General features: G+C 41.8%; 12 protein-coding genes. 6 read left to right on the top strand and 6 right to left on the bottom strand.

The genetic code is table 11. From position 1 onward, the window contains the following. Positions 1-12: 12 nt before the first annotated feature. From AB3G73_RS11590 to folB, 4 genes are all read left to right on the top strand, one after another. Entirely contained in the window at positions 13-2,556 is a 2,544-nt protein-coding gene (locus AB3G73_RS11590) for an adenosylcobalamin-dependent ribonucleoside-diphosphate reductase (protein WP_074559132.1), read from the top strand. A 131-nt stretch (positions 2,557-2,687) separates the two neighbouring features. Beyond that, entirely contained in the window at positions 2,688-5,369 is a 2,682-nt protein-coding gene (locus tag AB3G73_RS11595) for a 4-alpha-glucanotransferase (protein WP_367744968.1), read from the top strand. Positions 5,370-5,444: 75 nt separating this feature from the next. Next, a complete protein-coding gene (locus tag AB3G73_RS11600; RefSeq protein ID WP_074559134.1) occupies positions 5,445-6,497 on the top strand; it encodes an acyltransferase family protein in 1,053 nt (350 codons plus the stop codon). Continuing rightward, entirely contained in the window at positions 6,481-6,852 is a 372-nt protein-coding gene (folB, locus tag AB3G73_RS11605; RefSeq protein ID WP_148365219.1) for a dihydroneopterin aldolase, read from the top strand. The genes AB3G73_RS11600 and folB overlap by 17 nt, the downstream gene beginning before the upstream one ends. Before the next feature lie 133 nt (positions 6,853-6,985). On the opposite strand, the gene AB3G73_RS11610 is transcribed toward folB, so the two are convergent. Genes AB3G73_RS11610 through mtaB form a run of 4 tightly spaced genes read right to left on the bottom strand, consistent with a single transcriptional unit; the run spans position 6,986 to position 10,784 of the window. After that, positions 6,986-7,510, bottom strand: a complete 525-nt coding sequence (locus tag AB3G73_RS11610) for a methylglyoxal synthase (RefSeq protein ID WP_074559136.1) — start codon at positions 7,508-7,510, stop codon at positions 6,986-6,988. Positions 7,511-7,513: 3 nt separating this feature from the next. Beyond that, on the bottom strand, positions 7,514-8,542 hold the full coding sequence (locus AB3G73_RS11615; RefSeq protein ID WP_074638124.1) for a glycosyltransferase family 2 protein: 1,029 nt from the start codon (positions 8,540-8,542) through the stop codon (positions 7,514-7,516). After that, complete coding sequence (locus AB3G73_RS11620; protein WP_074559138.1) at positions 8,539-9,462, bottom strand: lysophospholipid acyltransferase family protein; 924 nt, start codon at positions 9,460-9,462, stop codon at positions 8,539-8,541. The genes AB3G73_RS11615 and AB3G73_RS11620 overlap by 4 nt, the downstream gene beginning before the upstream one ends. 2 nt (positions 9,463-9,464) lie before the next feature. Beyond that, entirely contained in the window at positions 9,465-10,784 is a 1,320-nt protein-coding gene (gene mtaB, locus AB3G73_RS11625) for a tRNA (N(6)-L-threonylcarbamoyladenosine(37)-C(2))-methylthiotransferase MtaB (RefSeq protein WP_148365221.1), read from the bottom strand. 110 nt (positions 10,785-10,894) lie between these two features. On the opposite strand from mtaB, the gene AB3G73_RS11630 reads away from it, so the two are divergent. Both AB3G73_RS11630 and AB3G73_RS11635 read left to right on the top strand, forming a co-directional pair. Beyond that, the gene (locus tag AB3G73_RS11630; protein WP_367744972.1) at positions 10,895-12,568 is read left to right on the top strand and encodes a long-chain fatty acid--CoA ligase; all 1,674 of its coding nucleotides are present in this window, start codon (positions 10,895-10,897) and stop codon (positions 12,566-12,568) included. A gap of 159 nt (positions 12,569-12,727) precedes the next feature. Beyond that, complete coding sequence (locus AB3G73_RS11635; RefSeq protein WP_004306615.1) at positions 12,728-12,949, top strand: hypothetical protein; 222 nt, start codon at positions 12,728-12,730, stop codon at positions 12,947-12,949. Between the two features lie 88 nt (positions 12,950-13,037). On the opposite strand, the gene AB3G73_RS11640 is transcribed toward AB3G73_RS11635, so the two are convergent. Further along, positions 13,038-13,946: a sugar phosphate isomerase/epimerase gene (locus AB3G73_RS11640; RefSeq protein WP_195649134.1), complete on the bottom strand. Its 909-nt coding sequence runs from the start codon at positions 13,944-13,946 to the stop codon at positions 13,038-13,040. 148 nt (positions 13,947-14,094) lie between these two features. Beyond that, positions 14,095-14,958, bottom strand: a complete 864-nt coding sequence (locus AB3G73_RS11645; RefSeq protein WP_074559143.1) for a DUF1080 domain-containing protein — start codon at positions 14,956-14,958, stop codon at positions 14,095-14,097. Positions 14,959-14,975: the final 17 nt, after the last annotated feature.

The raw sequence follows: 14,975 nt of genomic DNA on the forward strand, positions 1-14,975 counted from the left end.
ACAAATTGAATCGTGGAAAAACAAATTTATTCTTACGACGAAGCCTATGAAGAATCTTTACGATATTTTCAAGGCGACGAGCTTGCTGCAAGGGTTTGGGTAAACAAATACGCAGTAAAGGATTCTTTCGGTAATATCTATGAAAAATCCCCGGAAGACATGCATTGGAGAATTGCAAATGAAGTGGCACGCGTAGAATCAAAGTATCCGAATGCGTTGACAGCAAAAGAACTGTATGATTTATTAGATCACTTCAAGTACATCGTCCCCCAAGGTAGCCCGATGACAGGAATCGGTAACGACTATCAGGTTGCTTCACTATCCAATTGCTTTGTTATCGGAGTGGATGGCGCAGCCGACTCTTACGGTGCTATTATCAAAATCGACGAAGAACAGGTGCAACTGATGAAAAGACGCGGTGGTGTAGGTCACGATTTATCACACATCCGTCCGAAAGGCTCTCCCGTTAAAAACTCGGCACTGACTTCCACCGGCCTTGTTCCATTTATGGAGCGTTATTCGAATTCTACTCGTGAGGTAGCTCAAGACGGACGTCGTGGTGCACTGATGTTGAGTGTATCCATCAAACATCCGGATTCCGAAGCATTTATTGACGCCAAGATGACTGAAGGCAAAGTAACCGGAGCCAATGTTTCTGTCAAGCTGGACGATGCTTTCATGCAAGCTGCCGTAGATGAAAAGCCGTATGTACAGCAATATCCTATTGACTCTGCCAACCCGACATTTACCAAAGAAATCAACGCTTCTACCTTGTGGAAGAAAATCGTTCATAATGCATGGAAATCGGCAGAACCGGGAGTTTTATTCTGGGATACGATTATCCGTGAGTCCGTGCCTGATTGCTATGCAGATCTGGGTTACAGAACTGTATCTACCAACCCATGCGGAGAAATTCCTCTATGTCCTTACGATTCATGCCGTCTATTGGCTATCAATCTATATTCCTATGTAGTGAATCCGTTCAAACCGGATGCTTATTTTGATTTTGACCTGTTCCAGAAACACGTGGCTCTTGCTCAACGTATCATGGATGATATCATCGACCTCGAACTCGAGAAAATCGAACGTATCATGACCAAGATTGACGAAGATCCGGAAAATGAAGAAGTAAAACATGCAGAACGCACACTTTGGGAGAAAATCTACAAGAAGAGTGGACAAGGTCGCCGTACTGGTGTAGGTATCACTGCAGAAGGTGATATGCTTGCTGCATTGGGATTGCGTTACGGAACGGAAGAAGCGACAGAATTCTCTGAAAAAGTACACAAGACAGTAGCTCTCGGCGCATACCGTTCTTCAGTGGAAATGGCCAAAGAACGTGGTGCTTTCGAAATATACAATAGCGAACGTGAACAGAATAATCCGTTCATCCAACGCCTGGCAGCAGCTGACCCGAAACTGTATGAGGACATGAAGAAATACGGTCGCCGTAACATTGCCTGCCTGACAATTGCTCCAACCGGAACTACCAGTTTGATGACACAGACAACTTCCGGTATCGAACCTGTATTCCTGCCTGTTTACAAACGCAGAAGAAAGGTTAATCCGAACGATACGAATGTACATGTAGATTTTGTAGACGAAACAGGAGATGCATTCGAAGAATATATCGTATTCCATCACAAGTTTGTGACCTGGATGGAAGCTAACGGATACGATCCGGCCAAACGCTATTCCCAAGAAGAAATTGATGAACTGGTTGCTAAATCTCCTTATTACAAAGCAACTTCCAACGATGTCGACTGGTTGATGAAGGTGAAGATGCAGGGAAGAATCCAGAAATGGGTAGACCACTCCATCAGCGTAACGATCAATCTACCGAATGATGTAGACGAGGATTTAGTAAACCGTTTGTATGTAGAAGCATGGAAATCCGGCTGTAAAGGCTGTACCGTATATCGCGACGGTTCACGCTCCGGAGTTTTGATTTCCACTAAATCAAATAAGGAAAAGAAAGAAGACCTTCCTCCTTGCAAACCGCCTACGGTTGTAGAGGTACGTCCGAGAATATTGGAAGCAGATGTTGTCCGTTTCCAGAACAACAAAGAAAAATGGGTGGCTTTTGTCGGATTATTAGATGGACACCCTTATGAAATATTCACAGGTTTGCAAGATGATGATGAAGGTATCTTGCTACCTAAGAGCGTGACTTGCGGACGTATCATCAAAAATGTAGATGAAGACGGTACCAAACGTTACGACTTCCAATTCGAGAACAAACGCGGATATAAGACGACCATTGAAGGATTGTCAGAGAAGTTCAACAAAGAATACTGGAACTATGCTAAATTGATTTCTGGTGTGCTTCGCTACCGGATGCCGATTGAACAGGTTATCAAACTGGTTGGCTCTCTCCAATTAAACAGTGAAAGTATCAACACTTGGAAAAACGGTGTGGAACGTGCATTGAAGAAGTATATTCAGGATGGAACAGAAGCCAAAGGTAAGAAATGCCCGAACTGCGGTAATGAGACATTGGTTTATCAGGAAGGCTGTCTGATTTGTACAACTTGCGGTGCTTCCAGGTGTGGATAATAGTCCTACGTATGTTAATTAATATATAAACAAAAGATTAAAAGGAGTCCAATGCGGCTCCTTTTATTTTTTATTCAAAAAAATGTCTTATACTTGCAGTGTCTTATATGTACAATTAAAATCTAATATATATGATTCTATCATTTAATATTGAATACCGTACCAATTGGGGAGAAGAAGTAAGAATTTCCGGCTTATTTCCGGAATCAATTCCTTTACACACCACCGATGGTATCTATTGGACGGCAGAAGTTGAGCTTGAAATCCCCCATGAAGGGATGGCTATCAATTATAACTATCAGATAGAACAGAACGGAATAGTTATCCGCAAGGAATGGGACAGTTTTCCAAGATCTATTTTCCTATCAGGCACTTCCAAGAAGATATACAGAATCAATGATTGCTGGAAAAACATTCCGGAACAGTCGTACCTTTATAGTTCAGCTTTTACAGAAGCTTTACTGGCACATCCCGAGAGAGAAAGTATCCCGCAAAGTTATAAGAAGGGACTGGTAATCAAAGCCTATGCTCCACATATCAATAAAGATTATTGTCTGGCGATTTGTGGTAACCAGAAATCATTAGGCCACTGGGACCCGGAGAAAGCGGTTCTAATGAGTGACGTCCATTTTCCGGAGTGGCAGATAGAATTAGATGCCAGCAAACTAAAATACCCGCTGGAATACAAATTCATCCTCTACAACAAACAAGAAAAGAAAGCGGACTGCTGGGAAAAGAACCCCAACCGTTATCTGGCAGACCCGGAACTGAAGACAAACGAAACGCTCGTGATCTCCGACCGGTATGCCTATTTCGACATTCCCGCCTGGAAAGGTGCGGGAATCGCCATACCTGTATTCTCCTTAAAATCAGAGAAAAGTTTTGGAGTAGGTGATTTTGGTGACTTGAGACGTATGATCGACTGGGCAGTAATCACCCATCAGAAAGTTATTCAGATTTTACCGGTCAATGACACCACCATGACTCACGCATGGACCGACTCTTACCCCTATAACAGCATTTCCATTTATGCCTTCCACCCGATGTATGCGGATATCAAGCAAATGGGAACTCTGAAAGACAAAGAAGCCGCATCGAAATTCAACAAAAAGCAAAAAGAACTGAACAGTCTGCCTGCCATTGACTACGAAGCAGTAAACCAGACTAAATGGGAGTTTTTCAACTTACTATTCCGACAGGAAGGAAAAAAAGTCTTAGCTTCCAAAGGTTTCAAAGACTTCTTTGAAGCCAACAAAGAATGGTTGCAACCCTATGCAGTCTTCAGTTATCTGCGCGACGCCTACAAAACACCCAATTTCCGTAAATGGCCACGACACTCTGTTTATAATGCGGAAGATATAGAAAAAATGTGCCAGCCGGAAACCGTAGACTATCCTCATATCTCATTGTATTACTATATTCAGTATCACCTGCACCTGCAATTACTGTCTGCAACCGAATATGCCCGCCAACACGGTGTTGTATTAAAAGGAGATATTCCAATCGGTATCAGCCGCAACAGTGTAGAAGCCTGGACAGAACCTCATTACTTCAATCTCAACGGACAAGCAGGTGCTCCACCCGATGATTTCTCCATCAACGGGCAAAACTGGGGATTTCCTACATACAACTGGGATGTCATGGAAAAAGACGGCTACCGCTGGTGGATGAAACGTTTTCAGAAAATGGCGGAATACTTCGATGCCTACCGGATCGATCATATCCTCGGTTTTTTCCGTATCTGGGAAATACCGATGCACGCCGTACACGGATTGTTAGGTCAGTTTGATCCTTCTCTCCCCATGAGTCGGGAAGAAATCGAAAGTTATGGCCTCACGTTCCGGGATGAATACCTGCTCCCATCTATTCATGAATCTTTCCTTGGACAGTTGTTCGGCCCCCATACCAACTTGGTAAAACAAGACTTTCTCCAATTAGTTGACGACTCCGGTACCTATCGGATGAAACCGGAATTTGAGACGCAAAGGGAAGTAGAACAATTCTTTGCCGGCAAAAATGATGAAGATAGTATCTGGATTCGGGAAGGGCTTTATTCATTAATCAGCAACGTTTTATTTGTTGCGGACAAAAAAGAGGAAGGGAAATACCACCCTCGAATCGGCGTACAACGAGATTTCGTATTCCGATTGCTAAACGAAGAGGAGAAGAATGCTTTTAACAAACTATACGACCAGTATTATTACCACCGACACAATGAGTTCTGGTTTCAACAGGCCATGAAGAAATTGCCCCAGCTGACACAATCCACCCGTATGTTGGTTTGTGGAGAAGATCTGGGGATGATTCCTGCTTGTGTATCATCAGTGATGAATGATCTCCGTATTCTCAGTTTGGAAATTCAGCGGATGCCTAAAAATCCAATGTATGAATTCGGGCATTTGAATGAGTATCCATACCGGTCTGTCTGCACAATCTCCACCCACGATATGTCTACCCTGCGTGGCTGGTGGGAAGAAGATTATCAACAGACCCAACGCTACTATAATGCAACGTTAGGACACTACGGTACTGCACCAACCACTGCTACTCCCGAGTTGTGCGAGGAAATTGTACGCAATCATCTCAACAGTAATTCTATTCTCTGCATCTTGTCTTTCCAAGATTGGTTATCAATAGACGAGAAGTGGAGAAATCCGAATGTGGCGGAAGAACGGATTAATATTCCATCAAATCCACGAAATTATTGGCGATACCGGATGCACCTCACATTGGAACAGTTGATGAAAGCAAAAACACTCAATGATAAGATTTGTGAACTGATAAAAAATACAGGAAGAGATCCGAATAAATAAGATAAAAGGCACTAACTCTTTTTATTCCAATTTATGAAGTATCTTTGCGCCGAAAAGTGAAATTGAAAAGAGATAATGGAAGGCAACCAAAGCAGACGTATTGATTTCGTGGACTTAACCAAAGGAGTCTGCATCATCCTTGTAGTAATAGCGCACGTTGGAGGAGCCTTCGAACAGCTGGATACCAATTCCATGCTCTCCTGTTTTCGCATGCCGCTTTATTTCTTTATCTCCGGAGTATTTTTCAAATCATACGAAGGCTTGTTCGGATTTATCCTACGGAAAATAAACAAGTTGATTATCCCTTTTCTTTTCTTCTATCTAAGCGCATTTCTAATGAAATATATCGTTTGGAAAATAGCACCCGGGGTATTTCAACTGCCTGTATCATGGAATGAGCTCTTGGTAGTGTTTCATGGACATGACCTTATCAAGTTCAATCCTCCGATTTGGTTTCTACTTGCACTATTCAACTGCAATATCCTGTTTTATCTGATCCACTTTCTGCGTGAGAAACACCTGCCTATCATGTTTGCTGTCACACTCCTGATTGGTTGCACAGGATTTTATCTCGGAAAGTTACAGATAGAGTTGCCTTTGTATATAGATGTTTCCATGACCGCCCTCCCTTTCTATGTAGCCGGTTTCTGGATTCGGCGGTATAACTTTTTTCTGTATCCCAGTCATCGTTTCGACAAGTTGATCCCGGTTTTCGTTCTATTGGCACTGGTAGTCATGTACTTTACCGCTACCACATTGGGTATGCGCACCAACAACTATACGGGAAATATTTTTCAAGTATATATCGCTGCATTTGCAGGAATATTTATGATTATGTTACTTTGCAAAAAAGTAAAGGAAATAAAGGTTATTTCTTACTTAGGGCGATATTCGATCATCACCTTAAGTATTCATGGACCGATACTTCATTTTTTAGGTCCATTGGTCAGCCGTTATATTCACAATAGTTGGGCACAGGCAAGTGTACTTTTGCTTATAACACTAAGTATCTGCATTCTGCTCACCCCCGTCTTTCTAAAAGTGATTCCACAAATGGTTGCACAGAAAGACCTGTTAAAAGTCAAACAAGATCACACTAAAAAGACAATATATGAAGATAAACAGTAGCTATATTCTTTTGAAAGAAATTCGTTGTTACGCCTATCATGGAGTTGCACCGCAAGAAAATCTGATCGGAAATGAATATATCATTGACCTGAAACTGAAAGTGGATATCAGCAAAGCTACCCGGACAGACGAAGTTACCGACACCGTCAACTACGCCGAAGTACATCAGGTGATAAAAAACGAAATGGCTATTCCCTCAAAATTGCTGGAACACGTGAGCGGACGGATTATACAAAAACTCTTTGCCCAATTCCCCTGTATTGAAGAAATAGAACTCCGGCTTTCCAAACGGAATCCACCGATGGGAGCAGATATAGAGTCCGCAGGAATTGAGCTACACTGCAGCAAGAAATAAGATATCACATTGTTGGTAATGAAACATAAATAACGAAATGCAGATAATACGATATTAATAAAGTAATCCGTATCATCTGCATTCCTTTTTTAAGCAAAATCTGCTCCTATTTTCACAGCCGTAAACTACCGGCTTATTTTCTCTTCTTTTTTCTTCTATTTACTGATTCAACAGCTTCCGTCACCACAGGTTTATCCTGGAAACGCTTTGTATAGCCGGAATAGTCCGGATGAATGCGCTCGTAGTCAGGATCCATAAATAACGGACTGGAAATAATATGATCCGCCGTAGAACGATTACAGCAAAAAACAATATTTTCTACACCAGCCAAGCGGGTTAATGCTTTCACATCCGTATCATGCGGTTGCAGTGTCATAGGGTCAGTGAAGAAAAACAGATAGTCAATCTGTCCATCCACAATACGTGATCCCATCTGTTGGTCACCACCCAGCGGACCTGATTTTAAAATCGTAAAATCCCATTCTTCATCAGGGTGCTTCTCTTTCAATGCTTCCAATATCAAAGTACCGGTAGTACCTGTACAATAGAATTTATTTCCCATCAACAGTTCCGAATTCCACAATACCCATTCGATGAGATCTTTTTTCATCGCATCATGCGCTACCAGCCCGATGCCTCTTCTAACCTTTGCTTCCATTTGCTATCCTTTTAAATCCGACAATTGAGAGAATCTTTTGCATCCTCTCACATAAAACTGCCACAAGATACTACTTTTTGTCCGTTCAGGTATCGGATTCAAAGTTTTTTTTCTCATATTCTTTTCACGGGATAAAGAAAATGAAGGACGTAGCTGTTGGTACTCTTTTCGTGCACGCATAACAGCACGAGCATTGTCCCAATGCCCTTGCAACAAGAAGTTAAACACTGCCACATAATCGAGACAGGCCCGGATACGCATCACTTTATTTAACTCCTCCTGTGGAAGATTCTTATAGAGCATGACAAGATTATTACGGAAATTAAGAAAAGTCTTATGAGGATTCTCTTTTTTAAGAGTAGCTCCCCCCACATGATAGACAACACTTTGAGGCACACAAACAATCTCACGTCCTCGCGAACGAAGTCGCCAGCACAAATCTATTTCCTCCATGTGTGCGAAAAAACGCCCATCCAATCCTCCGGCATTCATATAATCAGCGCGTCGGATAAACAGGGCTGCTCCCGTCGCCCAGAAAACAGGAATCACTGTATCGTACTGACCTTCATCCTTCTCCACAACGCCCATTATACGCCCCCGACAAAAAGGATAACCATATTTATCAATAAAACCACCGGCTGCCCCGGCATATTCGAAATATTCTTTTTGTCGCTGGCTCCGTATCTTCGGCTGACAGGCAGCCACCTCCGGGTGAGCATCCAGATAAGCAACCATTGGTTCCAGCCAATGCTCCGTCACCTCGACATCCGAATTCAAAAGCACTACATATTCTGCATCTACCTGCTGTAATGCCAAATTGTATCCGTCTGCAAAACCATAATTCTGATCGAGCACAATCGTCTTAACAGAAGGAAATTCCTGTTGAAGCAAAGTCACAGAATCGTCTGTAGAGCCATTATCAGCCACACAAACCTCCATCCCCTCTCCTTCCGAATAGCGGACAACAGACGGAAGAAAAGTACGGAGCATATCACATCCGTTCCAATTCAAGATTACAACTGAAACTTTCATTGCTGTTCTTTCTTCTTGTTCAATTCTTCCTGTTGTTCAGCTTCCTCTCTGGTTAATTTCCAGCGTTTATGAGACCACAACCAGTATGCCGGTTCTCTACGAATTGTCTGCTCCAATCGGTGAGCAAACATTTCAGTGATTTCTCCTTCCTTGGTTTCTTTCGGCGTCTCCGTCATTAGTTTGAATTCCGCTTCACAATATCCTCTGCGTCTCTTACTAAGTTCGCAATAGAAAACAGGGAAATTCATCATTTTAGCAATACGCTCGGCACCATTCAGAAAAGCAGTCTCCTGCCCTAAAAAAGTAGTCCAATATCTATCAAATCCGCTGGGCCATTGGTCGGTAATCAGACCGACTACCATCTTTTTTCCATCACGCTTCAACTTAATAATTTCACGTGCAGTAGAATGTTTGGGAATATTATATCCTCCGAAACGAGAGCGGATACGCTTAAAAAGTTTATCCAGATATTGATCTCTCAACGGTTTATAAACCTGCACGGGAACATCTCCGGGTTTCATGATCGCACCCATGCCAATCAACCATTCATAATTGGCATAATGAGGAATCATCACAATAATGCCTCCGTACTTTTCTGTCAGTTCCAGATATTGTTCCGTATTCTTATAAATCATTCTCACACAAAGCTCTTCGGCAGACATATGCAACAATTTCAAATCCTCAAGCATATAATCCGACAGATAGCGATAGAATTTGCGTTCAATCTGCAATCTCTCGGCATCAGTTTTTTCCGGAAATGATCTCAACAGGTTCCCCCGAACTACTTTCCGGCGATATTTTCCAATATGATACATCAGCAGATAATTCAAATCCGAGAACATATACAAAACCCGGAACGGAAGTGCCGAAAACAACCACATCCCACTATATACCAACCAGTAGATAAGTTTTGATCCCATACTTATATCAGAATTGTACCTTTAAGTGCTGTCATCTCTTCATTAAAATCTCCCAAACGTACATTGACCACCCTATTATCCAGCGAATCATCGCTTTCCACTTCTACACGTATATAGTTCTCCGTAAATCCATGCATCGGAGCACCTGCCTTCGATTTTTCCATCAGCACCGGCATTGTCTGCCCAATATGACGAGCATAAAAGGCCTGCGTTTTTTGATCCGACAGTGTCAATAAACGTTGGCTACGCTGATGTTTCTCTTCCGGGGAAACCACATATTCTATTTTTAGGGCCTGCGTTCCGGGACGTTCGGAATAACTAAACACATGCAACTGGGTCACATTCAAACTCTCAATAAACTGATAAGCTTGTTGGAAGTACTCCGGCGTTTCTCCACGGGTTCCCACAATCACATCCACACCGATAAAAGCATCCGGCATCACCTCTTTGATCTTCTTCACTTTGGAAGCAAAAAGAGCTGTGTCATAACGGCGGCGCATTAATTGCAAAACCTCATCACAACCGGACTGCAAAGGGATATGGAAATGAGGCATAAAACTACGGGAGTGAGACACAAATTCAATGATCTCATCGGTCAACAGATTTGGTTCTATAGAAGATATCCGATAACGTTCGATTCCCTCTACCTGATCCAGCGCTTTTACCAAATCAAAGAAACTCTCCCCTGTTGTTTTACCAAAATCTCCAATATTCACTCCGGTCAGAACAATCTCTTTTCCTCCTTCGGCAGCTGCTTGACGGGCCTGTTCAACCATGGAAGCAATAGTCCCGTTACGACTTCGCCCCCGGGCAAAAGGAATCGTGCAATAAGAACAAAAGTAATCGCATCCATCCTGCACCTTCAAAAAGAAACGGGTACGGTCTCCCCGTGAACACGAGGGAGCAAAAGAACGGATATCTTTGGTCGCCGTAGTGATAGCTTCTCCTTTTTCATGCTTTTGGAGGTCACCTAGATATTGAAGCAATTCTCCCTTCTGTTCAGCTCCCAACACTACGTCCACTCCATCTATCTTTGCCACATCGCCGGGCTTCAATTGCGCATAACATCCGGTCACTACCACAAAAGCACCTGGGTGTTGTTTTACCAGACGATGAATCGCTTGCCGGCATTTCTTATCCGCCATCTCCGTCACCGAACAGGTATTTACCACACAGATATCTGCCTTCTCTCCTTTACGCGCAGTCCGGACTCCTGCCTCACGCAGAATTTTACCGATAGTTGAAGTCTCTGAAAAATTTAATTTGCAGCCTAAAGTATAATAAACGGCTGTCTTATTTTGAAATACAGTGGTATCTATCATAAGCTGTTATAAACACATTAACTTTGCAAAGTTACACATTATTATTAGTAAAACGCTTTTGGATACGAAAGTTTATTCCTATTTTTGCACAATTCACTAAAAAACGTGCAATGATTAAAGAGAATTTCATTAAACTATACGAAAATAGTTTTCGTGAAAATTGGGATCTACCTTGTTACACCGATTATGGAGAAGATACCCAATATACTTATGGGGAGGTAGCTGAAAAAATCGCCCGTTTACATCTGTTATTCAAACACTGTAGCCTCCGCAGAGGGGATAAGATTTCAGTTATCGGCAAAAACAATGCTCACTGGTGCATCGCCTATATGGCAACTATCACGTATGGAGCAATCATTGTCCCCATCCTTCAAGACTTTACGCCCAACGATGTTCATCATATCGTCAATCATTCCGAATCTGTATTTCTGTTCACCAGTGACAGCATCTGGGACAATCTGGAAGAGGAAAAACTAACGGGACTGCGAGGCGTATTCTCACTGACCGATTTCCGGTGTCTTTATCAGCGTGACGGAGAAACCATACAGAAGTTTCTGAAAAACACCGATAAAGAAATGCATTCTTTGTATCCGAAAGGATTTGCCCGTGAAGATGTTCAATATACCACTTTATCCAATGACAAAGTGATGCTATTAAACTATACTTCCGGAACCACCGGTTTCAGTAAAGGAGTGATGCTGACAGGGAACAATCTGGCAGGAAATGTTACCTTCGGTATCCGCACCGAACTTCTTAAAAAGGGAGACAAGGTACTCTCTTTCCTCCCACTCGCTCATGCATACGGCTGTGCGTTCGACTTTCTGACAGCAACAGCTGTCGGCACCCATGTCACTTTGCTTGGAAAAACTCCTTCTCCCAAGATTATAATGAAAGCTTTTGAGGAAGTGAAACCCAACCTTATTATTACTGTCCCGCTAGTGATCGAAAAGATATATAAGAATATCCTTCAACCACTCATTAATAAAAAAGGCATGAAGTGGGCACTCAATATCCCGCTGCTCGACACACAGATCTACAACCAGATACGCAAAAGACTGATTGATGCACTGGGAGGCCGGTTTAAGGAAATCATTATCGGTGGCGCCGCTATGGATAAAGAAGTAGAAGAATTCTTCTACAAAATTAAATTCCCTTTTACTATCGGTTACGGTATGACGGAATGTGGACCGCTAATCAGCTATGCCCCTTGGGATGAATTTGTACAAGGCTCTTCCGGAAAGATTCTGGATATAATGGAAGCACGTATCTATAAGGAAAACCCTGAAGCAGAAACCGGAGAAATCCAAGTCCGGGGAGAAAACGTGATGGTAGGATATTACAAGAACCAGGAAGCAACAGAGGAAGTGTTCACACAAGACGGCTGGCTACGTACGGGTGATCTCGGTAGCATGGACAACAGCGGGAATATTTTCATCCGGGGACGGCTCAAGACCATGATCTTAAGTTCAAACGGACAGAACATCTTCCCCGAAGAGTTGGAAACAAAACTGAATAACCTACCTTTCATTCTTGAAAGTCTCGTTATCGAACGCAACAAAAAATTAGTAGCACTCGTTTATGCCGATTATGAAGCGTTGGATTCTCTCGGATTAAACAATCCGGATAACCTGAAAACAATCATGGATGAAAATCTTAAGAATCTGAACAGCAATGTAGCCGCTTATGAAAAAATCAGCAGAATCCAACTTTATCCTACGGAATTTGAAAAAACTCCCAAAAGAAGCATAAAAAGATACCTATATAACAGTATTGCTGTCGATTAGCATGTTTTTAAACATACGAAAGTGGGGAAAAAGTGGCTAGTTACAAAAAAATATATAAAAAAAGTTGGTGTTTCGAGAACAACATATTGAAAAAGTACATACCTTTGCAACGTTTTAATAAAGCAATTGATTGTATTACGTTTTTAAAAAGCAAAGAAAATGAAAAAATTAGTTTTGATGGCCGTAGCTATCGTAGCAGTATCATTCGCATCATGTGGTAACAAAGCAGCTGACGCAGCAAAAGCAACTGCAGATTCTATCCGTATCGCTGACTCAATCGCAGCAGTAGAAGCAGCAGCTCTTGAAGCTGAACAAGCAGCAGCCGCAGCAGCAGATTCTTTGAATGCTGATAGCACTGCAACTGAAACTGTAGCTGAATAATTCAGAAACAGCTTAGAGAGAATTGAAAGTCTGCCATGCGAAAGCATGCACAGACTTTTTTTATGCCTTTATTTTAGCTATTCACACGTTATTTAGCGTATGAACTCTTCACAAAAGGAGCATTCAACAAATAATCCAAGCTTACTTCCACACTCTCTTCTACCGGCATACTATAGCCCTCGATTTCAGCAACGAGATAGTTAACACCTGCAGTTTTTGCATTCTTAAAGATAGCGTCAAAACCTACCATTCCACTTTGTCCGATCTCTCTATGATCCTTCACATGGAATATCTTGAAACGACCGGGATATTTATTAAAATAATCAACAGGACTGTTTTGTCCGCGAACTACCCAATAAAGGTCCATCTGGAAGAAGACATATTCAGGATTCGTATGTTCCAGCATATAATCATACATCACTTTATCTTCTACTTTCTGAAATTCATGAGCGTGATTATGATACCCAAACGACAGACCCTGTTGTTTACAACGTTTGCCTATCTCATTATAATATGCACAATACGTTTCTAAATCTTTGAGCGTCTTAGGTACATCCATCCACGGAGCTACAATATATTTCATACCGGCAGCTTTATGATCGGCAATACACTGATCCCACCATTCAAGTGATTTCGAATAGTCACCGGAGGCGAGTTCTTCTTTCGACAGTCCACGCGTGCAGTGTGAAGACAAGACTTTTAATCCTGCCGATTCGACATCTTTCTTAAATTGTTGAGGAGTCCGGTCATAAAATTTACCGTTATTATAATTGGCAGCTTCAACACCGGTATATCCCATGTTTGCCAATTTCTTCAGAAGAGCAGTATAAGTGGGGTCACACTTACCATCTTTATTGTCTACCTTATTCAATATATCTCTGACAGAATAGAGTTGAATAGCTACTTCTTTTTTAGCTTTCTTCTTAGTTTGAGCGGTCATTGCCTGTGGAATCATGAAAAGAGCAGCCAACGCACATAAATAAATTTTTGTTTTCATATAATAGATATCAGGGAATTACAATTATTAGATTTATATAGAAAAAAATAGGCACGGATTACACGGAATTACGCGGTTGTTATATAATAACGATAGTTAAAAAACCGTGTTATCCGTGTAATCCGTGCCTTATTTCTTATTTATGCGATTAGTCCAAAACCTTCACGCGGATGTTGCGGAACCAAACATCATCACCGTGATCTTGCAAACCGATGAAACCTTCGTGATTTTCTCCACCACAGTTATTCAGCAATTCAAATGCCAAAGGCCATTTATCTTCGCTGAACTTACTTGCCTGCAACATATCAGTCCATTGTTTTGTCCACAAATGATATTCAAGTACGTTTTCATCGTTTTGTCCGTGAACCACTGTACCTTTATAAACCATAATCTTAGCCTTGTTCCATTCGCCAAATGGTTTAGAGTTTTGAGGAACTGCCGGAATCATGTCATACAAAGAAGCTGACTGACGATTGTTATCTTTACCCAATTTAGCATCCGGATGATTGGCATTATCCAGGATCTGATATTCAGGTGCGGAAATATAAATAGGTTCAAGCACATCATTACCATCTTTGTCTTTAGAAGTAACTTCCTGAGCTAAATACAAAATACCCGAATTGCTACCTTTAGCAACCTTCCATTCCAATTCCAACTCAAAGTTTTTAAATTTATGAGCAAAGATCAAATCACCACCATCACCGTCTTGAGCTTCACCGCCGCCAGAACCGTTGAATTTGATGCAGCCATCTTCGATTGTCCATTTAGTAGGAACACGGTCTTTTCCATAACCACGCCATCCGTTAAATGTTTCACCATCAAAGATTGTGATATAACCATTTTCGTCAACAGGCAGATTCAAACTATCAGTTTCCGGTGCTTTCAATGATTTAGAGTAAGACAACGCAACTTTTTGCTCTTCCGGAGCATTTGCTTTCTTCTGACCACCGCAAGAAGCGAAAACGCCTGCAGCAAGACAACAACAAGCTAATGGATAAAATACTTTTTTCATGATATCAACTATTTAAT

Source organism: Bacteroides sp. L008 (genome assembly GCF_040812255.1).
Lineage (GTDB): Bacteria > Bacteroidota > Bacteroidia > Bacteroidales > Bacteroidaceae > Bacteroides > Bacteroides vicugnae.